Raw genomic sequence first — 17814 nt, 5'->3', positions numbered from 1 at the left:
TAGGGGTGTTTCTATGAAATTTACAGATGGTTTTTGGCTAACGAGGGAAGGGTTTGAGATCCAACATCCCCGGAATGTAAGAGATCTTGCAATAGATGAGAAAATGGTAACTTTATATGGACCGTGTAAAGATATTCAGCACAGAGGTGATACGTTAAATCTACCGTCACTTACGATTCAATTATCATCTCCACTTGAAAATGTGATAAAAGTAAAAGCTTGGCATCACAAAGGAACTAAGAATAAAACACCAAACTTTGACGTGAAAGAAGAATTATTAGCGCTAGAGCTTCGTGAAGATGAAGACGGTGCCAGCTTTGCAAGTGGTAATGTAAGCGTAAACATAAACTATCAGCCTTTTAAAATCACATTCTCTCAAGGTGATCGAGTATTAACCTCAATTGATTCCAAAGGAGTGGCTTGGATTACCGGACCTCAAAAAGAAAGCTATATGCGTAGTCAGTTAAACCTTGGGGTTGGTGAATATATTTATGGACTTGGTGAACGTTTTACTCCGTTTGTGAAAAATGGTCAAACTGTTGACATTTGGAATGAAGATGGCGGAACAAGCTCAGAACAAGCATATAAAAATATCCCGTTTTACTTAAGTAATCAAGGATATGGGGTGCTAGTGAATCATCCTGAAAATGTAAGCTTCGAAATTGGATCAGAAGCGGTGTCGAAAACACAGTTTAGTGTTGAAGGCGAAAGTATTGAGTATTACATCATCGGTGGAGCTTCTACTAAAGAGGTGTTAAGTAACTATACAGTGTTAACTGGCAAGCCGGCCCTGCCACCAGCTTGGTCTTATGGATTATGGTTAACAACCTCCTTCACAACCGATTATAACGAAGAAACGGTGAACCATTTTATCGATGGAATGGCTGAACGTGATATTCCACTAAGTGTTTTCCATTTTGATTGTTTTTGGATGAAAGAATTTGAGTGGAGTAATTTCGAATGGGATCGGGATGCATTTCCTGAGCCTGAAGCAATGTTACAAAGATTAAAAGATAAAGGCTTACAAATTTGCGTTTGGATTAATCCTTATATTGCTGAAAAATCGAAGCTTTTTGATGAAGCAGCTGAAAAAGGATATTTATTGAAAAAACCAAACGGAGATGTTTGGCAGTGGGATTTATGGCAGGCAGGCATGGGTGTGGTTGATTTTACAAATCCAGCTGCAAGTGACTGGTACTGCTCAAAATTAAAAGCACTCCTTGATATGGGTGTTGACAGCTTTAAAACAGATTTTGGTGAAAGAATTCCAACGGATGTTGTGTATCATGATGGCTCAGATCCACATCGTATGCATAATTACTATGCTTATCTTTACAATAAAGTTGTTTTTGATTTACTAGAGCAAGAAAAAGGGAAGCAAGAGGCGGTTGTGTTTGCAAGATCTGCTTCAGTTGGTGGTCAAAAGTTCCCGGTACACTGGGGTGGCGATTGTAATGCAACGTACGAATCAATGGCCGAAAGCTTACGTGGAGGATTATCACTAGCACTCTCAGGATTTGGCTATTGGAGTCATGATATTGGTGGTTTTGAAAATACTGCAACACCTGATTTATTTAAGCGTTGGACGGCTTTCGGTTTATTATCAACACATAGCCGTTTACATGGCAGCTCATCGTACCGGGTACCGTGGCTATTTGATGAAGAAGCAGTTGAGGTTACAAAGCATTTTTCAAAACTAAAAAATCGTTTGATGCCTTACCTTTATAGTACATCTGTTGAGAATAGCAAGTCAGGAGTACCTGTTTTACGACCAATGGTATTGGAGTTTCCTGAGGATCAGAATGCTCACGTACTTGATCGACAGTATATGTTGGGAAGCAGCTTGCTGGTAGCCCCGATTATGAATGAACAGGGTGTGGGCACTTGTTACTTACCACAAGGTAAATGGACGCACTACCTAACAAAAGAAGTAGTGGAGGGTGGTTCTTGGATAAAAGAGACCTATGATTATCTAAGTCTACCATTGTATATAAGAGAAAATACAATCTTGCCAATTGGACAGGAAATCAATCGTCCAGACTATGAGTTTGCGGAGAATGTTACGTTCGAAGTTTATCAACTCCAAAATGGACAGAGTGCTTCTGCTTCTGTTACAGACTTAAATGGCAACAAAAAGGGTGAGATACAAGCTGTAAAACAGGATAACAAAATCTTCATTGAAACAAGTATGGAAGACCTTACGTATTCAATTGTCCTTACAAACTGTGAGTCGGTTTCTTCCGCTTCAGTTGGAGAAATTGAAACAAGTTCCAATGGAGTGAAAATCAATCTTCAAGGATCACAAAAGCTAGAAATTATTCTGTAGTAATACATGGAGAGTGATATAACGATCACTCTCCAATAAAAATTTGGGGGTAATGTAGGCTATGAAAAAGAATGTGATTAAAGGATTAGGTACAGCTCTTTTATTATCTGGATTATTAGTTGGATGTTCATCAAATAGCAGCGGTGGTGAAGGCGGCGGTGATGTAGTCGTTGATGTTTTTAACATAAAAGTAGAAACAAAAGATCAGTTAGAATCGATGATTGAAAAATACGAGAGTGAAAATGAAAACGTAGATATTCGCCTAACAACAGTAGGTGGTGGGCAGGACGCGGCATCAGCTCTACAAGCAAAATTCTCTTCAAATGAAGAACCAGCGATCTTTTTATTAGGTGGATTATCAGATGCAGAAAAATATCAAAAATATCTTTTAGATGTCTCTGATATGGAATCAGCTAAAACGGCAATTGATGGAACGTTACAAGGCTCAACGATTGACGGGACACCATATGGTATACCGTTAAATATTGAGGGCTTTGGTTGGATGATTAATAAAGAAGTATTTAAATCTGCTGGAGTAGATCCTGCATCAATTGCTAGTTATGATGATTTTGTTAAAGCGGTTGAAACAATTGATAGTAAAAAAGAAGAGCTTGGCTTAGAAGCTGTATTTGGCTTTAGCGGAAAAGAAGATTGGGTAACAAGTCAGTTTTCAAATCATTTTTCAGCTCCTGAATTTGAAAATGATTTAAATGTTGCATATGAAGCAACTGAGCTTACTTATAAATACGGTGACCGTATGAAAGAGTATACAGATTTAGTGAATCAATATAATGTTCAGCCTATTTTGTCATTAGATTATAGTACGAGTGTGGAAGAGCTATTCATTAATGATAAAGTGGCGATTATTCACCAAGGAAACTGGATTGTTCCTTCACTAGATAGTATTGACCCAACGTTTTCACAAGAAAAGCTAGGCATTTTACCACTATATGTTTCTGGTGATGATGAAGGATTTATTAGTGCTGGACCTTCTTGGTTCTGGGGGATTAATAAAGAAAAAGATGAAAAAGTTGTAGAAACATCTAAGGATTTTATTGACTGGATGTATACATCTGATTATGGAAAACAACAAATCGTTGAGGAGTTTAAATACATCCCTGCACATGATGGATATGATATCGCAAGTATTTCAGATCCTGTATCAAAAGAAGTTTATCAAATGCTATTAGATGAGAAAGCAAGAGTTTGGGCACACAACCAATATCCAAACGGTTTCGGTTCAACAGCCTTTTTCCCAGAGTATCAAAAATACCTAAATGGCGATATTTCTTGGGATGACTTCACAGCGACAACAGGCTCTAAGTTTACAGAAATGCGCTAATTTCTAATACTGAGTGGAGGTATAGATGTTGATCTGCCTCCATTCACTATTTTTTCTTAAGGGATGTGAGCAAGATGAAAATGAGGAATAGTACCTATTGGATCTTTTTAGCACCATGTTTGTTAGCATTAGCAATGGTTTTAATCATTCCTTTTTTCCAAGGTGTTTATTATTCTTTTACAGAATATAACGGATTTGAAGTAACAGAATTTGTTGGCTTGGACAATTATATAAATTTATTCAAGGATGACCAATTTCTTTATAGCCTCCTATTCACTGGTGGATTTTCCGTTGCTTCTGTTATTGGAATCAATATTATAGGATTACTTTTAGCTTTATTTGTTACACAAAAGATGGGGAAATTTAATACGGTTTTCCGAACAATCTTTTTTATGCCGAACTTAATTGGTGGTATTATTTTAGGTTTCATTTGGCAGTTTATCTTCCTAAAGGCTTTTGAAGGAATAGCTGACTTAACTGGCCTAGAATTTTTTAAAGGATGGTTGTCAGATACAGAAACAGGCTTCTGGGGATTAGTCATTCTATTTGTCTGGCAAATGAGCGGTTATATCATGATTATTTACATTTCGTTTTTGAATAATATCCCAGATGAATTAATTGAGGCCTCAACAATTGATGGTGCGAATGTTTGGCAAAGATTCTGGAAGATTAAATTTCCGTTGCTGGCACCAGCATTTACGGTTAGTTTATTTTTATCCTTATCAAATGCATTTAAAGTGTACGACCAAAACATGGCGTTAACAGCTGGAGGACCCTTCAGCTCGACACAAATGGCAACGATGAATATTTACGAGACTGATTTATGATTGCACAAAACAAAGCTAAAACATATGGATTCATTTTGCTTGGGCTTGTCCTGTCGATCTTCTGGTTTTATCCATTTTACTTAGTCATTGTGAACTCGTTCAAAACAAAATCCGAGATTTTCGTCAACACTCTCGGATTCCCTACTAAAGCAACATTTGAAAACTACCCAGAGGCATTTGTAGCTCTAGAATTTATTCAAAGTTTCTTTAACTCACTTGTAATTACAACGTTAAGTATCATTTTAATCTGTATTTGTACGTCAATGGCTGCGTATGCTCTATCACGTAGAAAAGGAAAAATGAGTTCAGCAATCTACTTTATCTTTGCAATCTGTATGCTGATTCCGTTCCAATCAATCATGATTCCGCTCGTATCTATTTTCGGTGCAATAGACATGTTAAATCGAGCAGGGTTAATGGTTATGTATTTAGGATTAGGCTCAAGTCTCGCCGTCTTTTTATACTTTGGTGCACTAAGAGGAATACCACAGGCACTAGACGAGGCTGCAATAATTGATGGCTGCAATAGATTCCAAGTTTATCGTTATATCATTCTACCAATGCTAAAACCAACAACAGTTACTGTTATTGTGTTAAATGCCATCTGGTTTTGGAATGATTATCTATTACCTTCTTTAGTTATAAACAAAGACGGAATGTACACCATTCCTCTAAAAATGTTCTACTTCTTTGGTGAATACTCAAAGCAATGGCATCTGGCCCTAGCCGCATTAGTCATTGCCATTATCCCGATCATTATTGTATATATGTTTCTGCAGAAATATATTATTAAAGGTATTTCGGATGGAGCGGTTAAGTAAAGGAACTTGGGGTTCCATGTGGGGGGGCCGCGGGGACAGGTTCCTCGTCCCAACCAGAAGTTGATGAAGAAAGCTCATGCGAGAGAAATCTTGCGTGGGCTTTTTGCTTTCTACAAAACCCTTTTGAAACGGGACAGGGAACCTGTCCCTACGCACTCCGTGGGACAGAGGGACAGGTCCTTTGTCCCAATTACTTAACGTTTTCTATTTTTATATTTAACTCTCTCAACTAACTCAACGTAAGAATGTAATAAAACAAGAGGCCAAAAAAAGATGGTTAAAATCGCCTTAAATTGAGTAATACCTCTATATCTGTAAAGCGAAAGGACTAACCCAATCATCATATAAATTAGTAACTCCATTAGCATGATGATCCTCCTCCTTTTTAAGCATTATATTCAACAGGTGGTTGGTTTGTTATGGAAATTAAAAATAGGAAGTTAAAAAAAGGTGAGAGGAGAAGGGGAATTTGTGAAAGCTGCTTTATCGAGACAAGCAAGAACTACAATTGTATTTCTGCTCCGGGGATTGTCAACTCAACAAAACGGGTATAGAAAGAAAAAACAATGCGAGGGAACCCAATGAGCAAAAAGAAAAAGATGATCATAACGGGTATGATCGTCATGATCCTAACATCCATCATGATTTATCACAGAATTAAACCCCTTCCACCCGGCATTTCCTATCAAGGTACAATACACACAATTCCCCAACAAGATGTGGAGTTTTTATATGACCTCACCTATCAAAAAGAAGGAGAAGAAGTACATGATCACTCCATTTTCAACAGAGTTTTTAAAACAATTGAAGAAGCCGAGCATTTTCTAATACTTGATCTTTTCCTTGTGAATGGCTATACGGACAACAAACGACCATACCCAAAGCTTAGTGAAAAATTAATGGAATCTATCAAAAAACAAAAAGAGAAGCACCCTGACCTAAAAGTCATTTTTATTACCGATGAAATTAATACAACATATGGCTCACATAAAGCACAGCAAATTGATCCACTAAAGGACAGTGGAGTTGAAGTCATCTATACAGACTTAGACAAACTACGTGATCCTAATCTGATCTATTCTGGTATTTGGAGAGCAGCATTTAAGTGGTTTGGACAAGGTGGATCTGGCTGGCTTCCAAATCCAATGGAAAGCTCCGCACCAAATGTAACTGCTCGTTCTTATTTAAAATTATTGAACGTCAAAGCAAACCATAGAAAAGTGGTCATCTCAGAAGATGCTGGGTTCATTCTATCTGCCAATCCTCATGATGCTAGCGGATTTCATTCCAACATTGCCTTTAAAGTAAAAGGTGAAATCCTAAAGGATATGGTAAAAGCGGAGAAAGCAATCGCTGAATTTTCGGGCGGTAATTTAAAGGCATTTCCTACAGAGGCAGAATTAGATGAGAGAATACAGCCTACAACTTCAAAGGAAGGGTTAACAGTAAAGGCTCAGATTCTTACAGAAGGCAAGGTACAGGATCATGTCGTTCAAGGCATTAAAAAGGCCAAAAAAGAAGATGAAATTTGGATCGGCATGTTTTACTTGGCAGACCGAGATATCATCACTAGCATAGAGGAGGCAGCTAAACGGAGAGTAAAAATAAACATCGTCCTAGATCCTAACCAAAATGCTTTTGGACAAGAAAAAATTGGATTGCCGAATCTACCTATTGCTGCAGAGTTACAGAATGTTGACTATGAAAATATTAAAATCCGTTGGTACGCTACGAATAAAGAGCAATACCACACAAAGCTCATCTACATAAAGAGTCAACAAGAATCAATTGTGATAGGAGGCTCGACCAATTATACATCTCGCAATCTTGATGACTATAACTTAGAAGAAAGTATAAAAATCAAAGCATCTACAGACAGCAAATTAATAAAGGAAGTTGATGATTATTTTAATCGGATTTGGACCAATGAAGACGGCACTTACACGGTGGAGTATGAAAAATATCAGAACAGTTTATCGGTATTTAAATACATGATGTATATTGTGCAAAAGGTTTTTCAAATGACTACTTATTAGGGGAAGAAAGGTTGGTGGGGTGTACTACATGTCTTTTTTATATGAAAGAACAGGGATCTTCCTAAAGAAAGATCCCTGATTAAAGTATGTTTAAGTTATATATGTGATAAGGAACCCATTCCTAGTATTTATAACTCTTAATAAGCCCCTGCAAATCCTCTGCCATAACGGAAAGTGATCGCGCAGAACTTGATATTTCCTCCATTGAAGCAAGTTGTTCCTCTGTTGTTGCGGCAACTTCTTCAGCTGTTGCGGCATTGCTTTTTGCAGAGTCAGCAATTACGTTTGTTGATGCCTCAACTTCTTGGAGACTAGCGGACATTTGCTGTGCTGTTGAAGAGATAGATTCTATCTGTGGCGAGATATCTCTCATACTTGATAGAATATCCTTGAATTTTTGAATAGCTTCTTCTGATACAGAAAGTCCTTCTTTTACATCATCAGTTACTTTTACCATAATACTTACGGTGTTATCCGTATCGTGCTGAATATCATTAATTAGGGTAGTAATTTGTTTTGCAGATTCTTGAGATTGCGCGGCTAGCTTTTTAACTTCTTCAGCAACTACGGCGAAGCCTTTTCCTGCATCTCCAGCTCTAGCTGCTTCAATTGAAGCATTTAAAGCTAATAGATTTGTTTGCTCTGAAATACCTTTGATTACTTCAAGAATCACACCAATTTCTTTTGAGCGTTTTGATAGAGAGTGAATCATTTCATTTGACTCGTTTACAGATTTTGAAATAGATTTCATCTGACCAACAGTATTTGAAACAGACACTTCACCTTCCTCAGCTTTAGAAGTAGTGGCTTTTGTTAACTCTGTTACTGCGATCGTATTTGACGCGATCAATGAGGAGCCCTTTGAAATCTCACTTAAAGCCTCAACATTACGATCAATAGTTGTTGTTTGGCTTTCAGCACTACTTGCTACCTCGATAATGGCAGAAGAAACTTGGTCTACGCCTTGACTAGTTTGTTCAGCGCTAGCGGTTAATTGTTCTGAAGAAGAAGCTAACTGAGTAGAATTTTCTCCTAATTTAATTAAAAGATTACGTAAACTAGTCTGCATATTACTAAAGGAAGCCGCTAATTGACCGATCTCATCTTTTGAGGTTATTTCAATAGATTCCGTAAGGTCACCTTCGTCAATTTTCTTGGCCTTTTTCTGCAAATCACTTAATCTTCTTGTGATAGAGGAAACAATAATGACGACTGCAATTCCACCTAAAATGACGGCAATGCCCAAGACAATACTTGTGGTAACCAATATTGGCTGTGCAGAATCACTGATTTCCTTCGTAAAGAATGTACCTGCTACTTTCCAGCCTGTTACTTTGTTCGTCTCAAAATGCAATTCTTTGTCATCGTTATTTAAAACATAACTAAAACTTCCAGATTCCTTTTTATAAAGCTCACTATAATGTTCTTCTTTCGCTGGTTCTCCAGTTTCGTTATTAGGATGAACAATGAAATTCTGCTTAGGATCCAGTAAAACCGCATAACCTTTCTGACCAATCACTAATTCTTTAACCGTTTCTTCTAGCCTGCTGATACTCAAATCAATTCCAACTACACCTGAACCGTCACTAAGGAACTTTGTAATGGTCACAACCATTTCACCAGAGCTTGCATCTTTATAAGGGCTAGTAATTGCGACTTCCTGCTTGTTTTCCACTGCGTCTTGATACCAAGGGCGGTCTCGCGGATCATAATCACTTGGTAATTCTAGTTTAGGAGAAGTGATCATTTTTCCATCAACTGTTCCAATATAGACAGCCTGTACCTCAGGATGAAGACCAATATATTGATTAAGCTTCTGAGCAACAACTGAATTTTCACTACCATTTCCATACATCTCTGATTTAATTTGTTCAGAGAAAAAGCTAGCATCGTGAATCTTCGGTCCAATCGTATTGTTGATATTAGAATTTAAAAGAATAATATTTTCTTTTGCTGTTGCTAAAAGTTCCTCTCTAATCTCTTTTTTCGCACTGTTGTATGATAACAGACCAACAGTAAGCGAAGGAATAAGAAGAATAAGGGCAAAAGCTATAAGCAATTTGTGTTTGATTTTCATAAGCTGCTCCTTTTTTTGTGAAATATATTAGTTTATATATCGGATAAAATCAGGATATATAAAGGTGGAAAATACTTTTTAAATTTAAAAAAGTCGATTATGACATAATATTCTAGTTTTTCTAGTTATAAAGCGGGGGCCGTGGGTGGGACGAGGGGACAGGCACCACGGCCCACTCACGTTTTTAGATCCTATAATAGGAAGATGAAGAAGGGTCATATGAGAGAAGTCTTGCATGGGCTTTTTTTTGCATACTAGAAAACTTGAATGATGTGTGGGGTTTGTCGGAAATTGTCTAATCGAAGATAAAAGCTAAATAACCGAAGATAAATTCTCAGAATCGAAGATAAAAGCTAAATAATCGAAGATAAATGTCTGTTTATCGTTGATAAAATGCCAAAAATCGAAGATAAACCTGTCTGCTTTATGCGGAGAACCCTTTTGATCGTTGTTTTCTTGCTAATTTTGCTGCTTTTTCGTTTTAAAAGTCACAAATTCAGGCTCTTAGTTCTAAATTAGCTTTGCAGCAGGAATAAATTCGGACCATAAGAGATGTGTGACTAGGGTTCCTCGTCCCACTCACATCTTTAGATCTATAAAAATGAAGAAAAAGCTTATATGAGAGAAATCTCGTGTGGGCTTCCTTGTTTTTATAGGTTCTTTGATCACCACCGTTCCGAGATGAGGGACAGAAAACCTGTCCCTCCGTCCCAATTTCAAGGACCGGGACAAGGTACCTGTCCCCTTGACAACGAGTGCACTTGCCGTGTAATCTATTAACATTGTAAACGGGTTACCTTTATAGTGGTAACCTAATTGTTTTAGGAAGCGGATACAAGAAATAAACCAAAAGGAGGTTTCAATAGAATGAAAACAGCTTATAAAAATGCCACATTCTTTTCTTTAGATCATGATAACCAAGTCTATGAAAATGGCATGATGATTACCGAAGATCAGCAAATTACCTATATAGGTAAAGGTAAACAGGAATTAGCTGATGTTGACCAAGTCGTTGACCTAAAAGGAAAATGGGTTCTGCCAGGCCTTGTTAATGCTCATTCACATATTTTAATGACGCTTTTGCGCGGTAGTGGCGATGATATGCTGCTAAAGCCGTGGTTGGAGACGAGAATATGGCCGCTTGAACAGCGGTATACGACTGAGATTGCTTCTGTCAGTGCTCAGCTTGGGATCCTAGAAATGCTAAAATCAGGAACGACAACATTCTCGGATATGTTTAACCCGAATGGAATTGATTCTGATGTGGTAATGGAATCCATAGTGAATACAGGGATTCGAGGAGCTTTTTCTCATACAATCTTTAGCATGGGCACCCACGAAGATCAAAAAAGCAATTTAGTAGAAGCCGAGCGTTTTGCAAAGGCTTATAAAACTGTCGCAGATGGACGGTTTACGACAATGGTTTCACCGCACAGTCCTTATTCGTGTACAACAGATGCTCTATCAGAAAGCCTTAGGATTGCCACAGAAAACGAGTTAATGATCCACATTCATGTATCTGAAACAGATTATGAAATTTTGGATATTGAAAAACGATACGGAGCCCGTCCTGTTGAATATCTTCGAGGCTTGGGGATATTTAATCAGCCTACTGTAATGGCACATGGAGTGGTTCTTAATGATGAGGAAAGAGACATTTTAAAAGAATATGATGTAAGAGTTGCTCATAATCCAATGAGTAATTTGAAGCTAGGATCAGGGATTGCGGATATTGTTAGTCTGCTAGATAAAGATATCAAAGTGGGAATTGCGACTGATAGTGCGGCTTCCAACAACAACTTGGATATGTTTGAGGAAATGAGAGTTGCTGCTTTGCTGCAAAAAGGAATGTATAAAGATGCAACGAAGCTACCTGCTGAGAAAACATTAGCTTTAGCGACAAGAATTGGAGCAGAAGCGATTGGAATGAAGCATACAGGTTCCTTAGAAGTTGGAAAAAAAGCTGACTTTATCACGATTGATCCTTATGACAAAGCCCATTTACAACCAGTTAGTGAGGCATATTCGCATTTAGTATACGCAGCTAAGGGAAGCGATGTTTGTGATGTGTATATTGACGGCAAACAAGTCGTGAAAGAGGGAAGCTGCTTAACGATTGATGAAGAAAAAATAATGGCAGAAGCAAATCGTTTGAAAAGAGAACTTATTAGCTAATCTGGAGGGAGAAAGCAATGAAAAATAGTGAAAGAATTCAAGAAACAAAGGAATATATCGAATCAAAAATTAAGTTTGCCCCAACAGTGGGACTAGTTTTAGGATCAGGACTTGGAGTACTGGCAGAGGAAATTGATAACGCAACTTATATTAACTATGATGAAATCCCACATTTTCCTGTGTCAACTGTGTTAGGTCATCAAGGCCGTTTAGTGATCGGAGAGTTAAAAGGGAAAAAAGTCATCGCCATGCAAGGGCGTTTTCATTTTTATGAAGGTCATTCTCTTGACTCTGTTACATATCCAATTCGGATCATGAAAGCACTTGGGGTTACACAGCTTCTTGTGACAAATGCTGCTGGAGGAATTAATCCTAATTTTAAACCTGGTGATTTAATGATCATTAACGATCATATAAATATGACCTCTCAAAATCCTTTAATCGGTCCAAACGAGGGTGGCGTAAGATTCCCGGATATGTCTGAGGCCTATTCAAAAGGATTAAGACAATTAGCAAAAACTGTTGCAGAAAAAACAAATATAGAGCTGGTAGAAGGTGTTTATGCTGGTATGCTTGGACCTAGCTATGAAACGCCCGCTGAGATCAAACTTTTAAGTGTTTTAGGTGCAGATGCGGTAGGAATGTCAACAGTTCCAGAGGTAATCGTGGCTAGACACGCTGAGCTAGAGGTGCTTGGTATTTCATGTATAAGTAATATGGCAGCTGGTATTTCCAAAGTTTCTTTAACACATGAAGAGGTCATGGAAACAACCGAGAACATTAAAGCTCAATTTTTATTGCTAGTAAAAGAAATTGTCAGCGAGCTGTAGACGGGGGAATGAATGATGCTTCAACGAATAAATCAACACTTTCAGCTTGCAGAAAATAAGACCACCTTTAAAACGGAGGTTATGGCAGGTTTTACGTCATTTTTCACATGTGCTTATATCATATTGGCGAATCCTTTAATTTTAAAAGATGCCGGAATTCCTTTAGGTGCATCGGTCATTGCCACCATTGTAGCCTCCGTTATAGGATGTTTACTAATGGCTTTATGGGTGAATGCTCCAATTATTATGATTCCTGGTATGGGAGTTAATGCTTTTTTTAGCTATACGATGGTTCAATCACTAGGGCTTTCCGTTCAACAAGGGATGTTGGTAATCGTCTTGTCAGGATTGTTTTTCTTTATTGTTAGCATGTCTTCATATGGACATAAAATACTAGAATCGGTTCCGACTTCTTTAAAGCATGGAATTACCGTTGGAATAGGACTATTTCTTACTTTTATAGGCTTACAAAAGGGTGGAATCATCCAATCTAGTGAAACAACCATGTTGGCACTTGGGCAATTGAATAGTCCAGTGACAGTCTCTACAATCGTAGGAATTATCATCACTTTAATTCTATTTGTTCGGAATGTAAAAGGTAGTTTATTAATTGGAATTGTTGTGACTAGTGTGATGACAATTGCACTTACTGATGGAAATCATAGTAGCATAGTGGATTTCCAAACAACGAATAACAATTTATTTCAATTAAGCGAATTGAATTTACTACAAATCCCATTCTGGATCGCTGTTTTTTCAATGACGATGATTGTTTTATTTGAAAATATGGGGCTACTTAGCGGAATGCTGCCTGATATGAAGAAATTTCCTCGTGCTTACAAAGCGGTTGCGATTTCAACAATTGCTTCAGGTGTAGTTGGGACAAGTCCAACAATCGCATCTGCTGAGAGTGCGGCAGGAATTTCTGAAGGCGGAAGAACGGGGATACCTGCTTTTGTGGCAGCTATTTTGTTTGGGTTATCAATCTTTGCTATGCCTTTGATTCAACTAATCCCTGGAAACGCCGTGGCACCTGTGTTGATTTTAATAGGGGCGCTTATGATGTCGTCAGTGAAAGACATTCCATTTCATGATCTTTCAGAGGGTTTTCCGGCATTCTTAATTATTATTTGTATACCTATGACATCGAGTATTGCCGATGGATTGGCGTTCGGCTTTATTGTGTATCCCATTGTGAAAATCGCCATTGGTAAATGGAGGCAGGTTTCACCTCTAATTTATGTGATTTCAACTCTGTTTCTGTTGAATGTTGTTGCTTCAGCTTTACTTTTGCATTAGGAGAAAAAACCACTCTGCAGTGGTTTTTTTCCTTGTTAATACCTTAATTTCATTAGGGTATTTTTTATATCAGGATCACTCATTAGCAAATCATAATGCTTTTCATTAATTTTTGCTAGTGCAAGATCATGGTAGAAGAATTCTGTAAAAATCTTAATAAATGGTTTGGACATGGTTTTTAAGGCCTGCCAGGCATTCTCTTCCATACCAGCGAAAATAACTTCCTTTTCATCTACAATAATTAAGCGAAAGTGTTCGAGTGACTGGTGCTCGGTTGCTGGAATAAGGGCATGAATATTTGATAGAGGTGTGTCAATGCTGCCGACTACAAGTACCTCGACATCTAGTCCCTGTTTTTCCTTTTCAATTAATAGTGGTAAATACTCTTCAAGGTCTTCATTCCATGTTGAAATTCGAATAGAGCTCTTCGCGTCTTGAACAAGCTGTTTGCTTTGTGCACGAATGGAGGTATCAACCTTCAAACTCCAAACATGTTCATCATAATATGACTTTTTTTGAAAATTGATGTTTTCTAGCTGTTTTAAATCTTTTTGAAATTCTGTATTTAATTTTTCGATTGCAAGTGATAATGGCAACGCGGTATAATACTTTTTGTTTTCTGAAACAGAATCTAGTATCATCCCTTTTTCGATCATGCGTGAGATCACTTCATAGACCTTTGATTTTGGAACACCTGAATATTTAACGATGCTAGTAGCATCCATCGGTTCCTCACTAGATACTAGAACTTCATAAACACTACTTTCATATTGTGAAAAACCAAACTTCTGTAACATACATCCTCCTATAACAAACCACATTTTCGTACATACTATCTACTAAATATAATAATTTAAATGAAGCTTTTATGCTACTGAGGGTTTGAGGATCGACATATTTCGGGTGGTGCCTGTCACTTATCGACAAATTACGGGAAGTGACAGGCACCCATTTAGACAGGCACCCATTTGACAAACAACATCCGAATATAGTATTCTATGTATGCGGTTACCAACTGAGTGGTAACTTTATGTAATTAATAGAGGTAGGACATCTGACATATTGTGAAATGAAAGGGATTACAGTTTTATTTAAATTAATAATATGGGGGGATCCATAATGAATTTTCTTTGGGGAGTTATGGGCATTGTTTTTATTTTAGGAATTGCATTTTTATTCTCAAACAATAAGAAAGCGATTAACTATCGTACGGTCTTAGGTGGACTTGCTATTCAAATTTTATTTGCTTTCATTGTTTTGAAATGGGAACTAGGGCAAAAAGCTCTTAACTGGTTATCTACGAAGATACAAGATATTACGAGCTACACAAATGAAGGTGTAACATTCTTATTTGGTGGTTTAATAGGAAATGAAGGGATCGGATTTATTTTTGCCTTTCAAGTTTTGACAGTTATCATTTTCTTCTCTTCGCTAATTTCAGTTCTTTACTATGTTGGAATTATGCAGTGGGTTGTTAAAATCATTGGTGGTGGACTTTCAAAGTTATTAGGAACAAGTAAATCAGAATCAATGTCAGCGGCAGCGAATATTTTTGTTGGACAAACAGAAGCACCATTAGTCATTCGTCCGTATATTGCTAAAATGACTCAATCAGAGCTTTTTGCTGTTATGACAGGTGGTCTTGCATCTGTAGCAGGTTCTGTTTTAATTGGATATTCATTAATGGGTGTACCACTTGAATATCTTTTAGCAGCAAGCTTTATGGCTGCACCTGCAGGTTTAATCATGGCAAAAATCATGATTCCTGAAACGAAAGATGCAGTAGAAGCACAAACTGCTGCAACAGCTGAATCAGCTTTATCTGAAGAAATTAATGATAAAGAGGACGAACCAGCAAATGTTATTGATGCTGCAGCTCGAGGAGCATCTGACGGATTAGGACTAGCTCTAAATGTTGGTGCGATGTTACTTGCATTTATTGCGTTAATAGCATTAGTTAACGGAATGTTAGGTGGAGTAGGTGGCTGGTTCGGATTTGAATCACTTTCTCTAGAAATGATATTAGGCTGGGTTTTTGCTCCAATTGCTTTTATGATCGGTGTACCTTGGGCAGAGGCACTCCAAGCTGGTAGCTTTATCGGACAAAAAATTGTCTTAAACGAATTTGTAGCATATGCAGCATTTACACCTGAAATGGCTAATTTATCAGATAAAACAAACATTGTTATTAGCTTTGCTTTATGTGGATTTGCAAACTTCGGATCACTTGCAATTCTTCTAGGTGGCTTAGGTGGTCTTGCCCCAAGTAGACGTCCAGACATTGCTAAACTAGGCGTGCGCTGTGTTATCGCCGGAGCATTGGCATCACTTTTAAGTGCTGCGATCGCTGGGATGTTGTTTTAGGGAAGGGACATGGGGACAGGTTCCTCGTCCCAGGATGAACAGGGACAGGTCCCGTGTTCCCCGTTATGAATATTATGATGATGAAAGCTCATGCGAGAGAAATCTCGTATGGGCTTTTTTTAGAAAAAAACTATGTAGACTTATCTCAAAATGAGGCTAGGTACCCATATCTTTTTGGAAAACTATATAGACTCTTTCATATGGAATAAGATAACAGTCCCTATGCTCCGTTTTTTCTTCTAGATACGGACAGATACTTATCAGCTCTCACCGAATGATTTATTTTACTATCATTTTAGGGGGGGAAAATTACATGGAGTACAAGAAGTTTAAGAAATTTCTGGTCTGCGGGCCAATCGCGTCAGCACTTATCTTTTCATTAATAACACCAGCCGCATTAGCAACTGAAGGTGTGGAGGATCAGCAAGATTCAGCTGTAACAGAAGAAACAATCACAGTAGGTGACGAAACGTCAACTAGTGAAGATACTACAACAGAAGAAAATGTAGTAGAAAATGAAGAAGCAGCTATAGATGAAAACGAAGAGAATACTGCTGCCGAAACTGAAACAACTCAGGAAGAAGTAGAAAAGGGTACTGCTATCGACATCGAAACAATTGAAGAAGAAGTAGAAGAGAATACTGCTACTGACACTGAAACCACTGAAAAAGAAATTCAAGAAGAAGAGCCTTCATTAGTTCCGGGAGATTTCTTTTATTTTGTAAAGACGATGATGGAAAAAATAAGACTTGCTATAACATTTGACGACTATGAAGAAGCTCGCCTATTAGCAGATTTTGCAGCAGAACGTATTGCAGAAGCCAATAAATTAATAGCTGAAGGTAAAAGTGAAGAAGCAGAAGAACTACTTAATGCAGCAATTGCTACTCAAGAGGAAGCAGCTAATCACTTAGCTGAATCGGAAGAGGTAGCGGGCGACACTATAGAAACTGAAGAAGCAGCGGTTGATACAACAGAATCTGCAGAGGATATTGTTGAAGCAACAGATACACAAGAAGCAGTGGCAGCAGAAAATGCCGATGAAAGTCTAGAAGAAACTGAAGATGAGGTTGAAGTTAAGCTTGCAAATAACATTGACTCATTAGCAAAAGCATTATCTCAAGTGAAAAACCCTACAGCACAAAAGGCATTAATGAAAAATATCCAAAAATCATTTGCTAAACTAGATAAAAAACTAGCAAAGCTTGAGGAAAAAGCGGCTAAATTTGGCCTCGAAGACAGTGAAAAGAGTGAAGAAGCAGAAGAGCAAACAGAAGAGCAAACAGAAGAGCAAACAGAAGAGAACCTTGCGGATGCTGAACAACCAGTAGAAATGAATGAAGAAACGGTAGAAGAAGAAGAGAATTCTACTGAAGAAGAAACAACTGCCGTACAGCCTGTGAGTACTGTGACTACAACATCAGTTGTTGAAAAGCAACCGAAAGAAGAAAAACCTGCTCAAGTTAAAGAAGTAGCTACTGAGAAAAAGCAAGAAGCACAAGTGAAAAAAGCAGAAAAGCAACAAAAAGCTAACGAACAAAAGCAAGAAGCTTCCGTGAAAAAAGCTGAAAACCAGCAAAAAGCTAATGAGAAAAAACAAGAAGCTCAACAGAAAGCGAACGAAAATAAGCAAAAAGCTGATAATAAAAATGCAAACGGTGATAAAGGTAAAGATAAAGAAGAATAGGGTCTAGTGTGTCCTAAAGAGAGTTACTGT

Annotated in this window: 13 protein-coding genes; 10 read left to right on the top strand and 3 right to left on the bottom strand. The window is 37.8% G+C overall.

The window, feature by feature from the left end:
- Positions 1 to 13 precede the first annotated feature (13 nt).
- The 4 genes from yicI to ACEWK1_RS06755 all read left to right on the top strand — a co-directional run bounded on the left by yicI (position 14) and on the right by ACEWK1_RS06755 (position 5316).
- On the top strand, positions 14 to 2326 hold the full coding sequence (yicI, locus tag ACEWK1_RS06770) for an alpha-xylosidase (protein WP_212135597.1): 2313 nt from the start codon (positions 14 to 16) through the stop codon (positions 2324 to 2326).
- 61 nt (positions 2327 to 2387) lie between these two features.
- Positions 2388 to 3668 (top strand): ABC transporter substrate-binding protein, encoded by a 1281-nt coding sequence (locus ACEWK1_RS06765; RefSeq protein WP_212135599.1) that lies wholly within the window; start codon positions 2388 to 2390, stop codon positions 3666 to 3668.
- 74 nt (positions 3669 to 3742) lie between these two features.
- A complete protein-coding gene (locus ACEWK1_RS06760) occupies positions 3743 to 4495 on the top strand; it encodes a carbohydrate ABC transporter permease (RefSeq protein WP_212135601.1) in 753 nt (250 codons plus the stop codon).
- Positions 4492 to 5316: a carbohydrate ABC transporter permease gene (locus ACEWK1_RS06755; RefSeq protein ID WP_212135603.1), complete on the top strand. Its 825-nt coding sequence runs from the start codon at positions 4492 to 4494 to the stop codon at positions 5314 to 5316. The genes ACEWK1_RS06760 and ACEWK1_RS06755 overlap by 4 nt, the downstream gene beginning before the upstream one ends.
- A 194-nt stretch (positions 5317 to 5510) precedes the next feature.
- On the opposite strand, the gene ACEWK1_RS06750 is transcribed toward ACEWK1_RS06755, so the two are convergent.
- Positions 5511 to 5684 (bottom strand): hypothetical protein, encoded by a 174-nt coding sequence (locus tag ACEWK1_RS06750; RefSeq protein ID WP_212135605.1) that lies wholly within the window; start codon positions 5682 to 5684, stop codon positions 5511 to 5513.
- A gap of 213 nt (positions 5685 to 5897) precedes the next feature.
- Here ACEWK1_RS06750 and ACEWK1_RS06745 point away from each other — a divergent pair, with 213 nt between their 5' ends.
- Positions 5898 to 7352: a phospholipase D family protein gene (locus tag ACEWK1_RS06745; protein ID WP_212135607.1), complete on the top strand. Its 1455-nt coding sequence runs from the start codon at positions 5898 to 5900 to the stop codon at positions 7350 to 7352.
- A 121-nt stretch (positions 7353 to 7473) separates the two neighbouring features.
- On the opposite strand, the gene ACEWK1_RS06740 is transcribed toward ACEWK1_RS06745, so the two are convergent.
- Positions 7474 to 9429: a methyl-accepting chemotaxis protein gene (locus ACEWK1_RS06740; protein ID WP_212135609.1), complete on the bottom strand. Its 1956-nt coding sequence runs from the start codon at positions 9427 to 9429 to the stop codon at positions 7474 to 7476.
- Positions 9430 to 10296: 867 nt separating this feature from the next.
- Between ACEWK1_RS06740 and ACEWK1_RS06735 the strand changes: the two genes are divergently transcribed.
- Genes ACEWK1_RS06735 through ACEWK1_RS06725 form a run of 3 tightly spaced genes read left to right on the top strand, consistent with a single transcriptional unit; the run spans position 10297 to position 13733 of the window.
- Positions 10297 to 11604: an amidohydrolase family protein gene (locus ACEWK1_RS06735; RefSeq protein WP_212135611.1), complete on the top strand. Its 1308-nt coding sequence runs from the start codon at positions 10297 to 10299 to the stop codon at positions 11602 to 11604.
- Between the two features lie 17 nt (positions 11605 to 11621).
- Positions 11622 to 12434, top strand: coding sequence for a purine-nucleoside phosphorylase (locus tag ACEWK1_RS06730; RefSeq protein WP_212135613.1), 813 nt, complete (start codon positions 11622 to 11624; stop codon positions 12432 to 12434).
- A gap of 15 nt (positions 12435 to 12449) precedes the next feature.
- The gene (locus ACEWK1_RS06725; protein WP_212135614.1) at positions 12450 to 13733 is read left to right on the top strand and encodes an NCS2 family permease; all 1284 of its coding nucleotides are present in this window, start codon (positions 12450 to 12452) and stop codon (positions 13731 to 13733) included.
- Positions 13734 to 13768: 35 nt separating this feature from the next.
- Here the strand turns inward: ACEWK1_RS06725 and ACEWK1_RS06720 are convergent, their stop codons facing one another.
- Complete coding sequence (locus tag ACEWK1_RS06720; protein WP_212135616.1) at positions 13769 to 14530, bottom strand: TrmB family transcriptional regulator; 762 nt, start codon at positions 14528 to 14530, stop codon at positions 13769 to 13771.
- 322 nt (positions 14531 to 14852) lie between these two features.
- On the opposite strand from ACEWK1_RS06720, the gene ACEWK1_RS06715 reads away from it, so the two are divergent.
- A complete protein-coding gene (locus ACEWK1_RS06715) occupies positions 14853 to 16097 on the top strand; it encodes a NupC/NupG family nucleoside CNT transporter (protein WP_212135618.1) in 1245 nt (414 codons plus the stop codon).
- A 313-nt stretch (positions 16098 to 16410) separates the two neighbouring features.
- Complete coding sequence (locus ACEWK1_RS06710; protein WP_212135620.1) at positions 16411 to 17784, top strand: DUF5667 domain-containing protein; 1374 nt, start codon at positions 16411 to 16413, stop codon at positions 17782 to 17784.
- Positions 17785 to 17814 lie beyond the last annotated feature (30 nt).

Origin of the sequence: Metabacillus sp. YM-086 (assembly GCF_048059995.1) — a bacterium.
In the GTDB taxonomy this organism is placed as follows: Bacteria; Bacillota; Bacilli; order Bacillales; family Bacillaceae; genus Metabacillus; species Metabacillus litoralis_B.
The sequence above is the reverse complement of the archived record's forward strand: the minus strand, read 5'-3'. Positions and strand labels throughout refer to the sequence as shown.